The 275-nt window shown below is 41.1% G+C and carries 1 protein-coding gene; it reads right to left on the bottom strand.

The window, feature by feature from the left end; all coding sequences use genetic code 11:
- Nucleotides 1–42 precede the first annotated feature (42 nt).
- Nucleotides 43–275 (bottom strand): ankyrin repeat domain-containing protein (locus SB775_RS29220; RefSeq protein ID WP_410864723.1); only part of this gene is annotated, 233 nt, incomplete at its 5' end.

Here is a 275-nt window from a genome sequence, read left to right as displayed (position 1 = left end):
GTGGGGGAGGAAGGCAAAAATTAGCTTTTTACTTACGCCCTTCTACAAAATCTTCTCTATCTCTTCAAAGTTATGAGCGCGAGCATGCTCTAACGGGGTAACACCATCGTTGTCTGGAATATTTACATCTGCACGGTGCTCAATAAGAAGCTGAATGACTTGTTGCTGTGTTTCGTTTCCATTACTTAGTACGATGGCTTCCATTAAAGCGGTCCACCCGAGATTATTTACATGGTTAACATCAATAGTTGTTCGCGTAAGGAGTTCTTTAATAA

This window comes from Peribacillus sp. SIMBA_075 (assembly GCF_046534585.1).
This window is presented reverse-complemented; position numbering and strand designations above follow the sequence as displayed.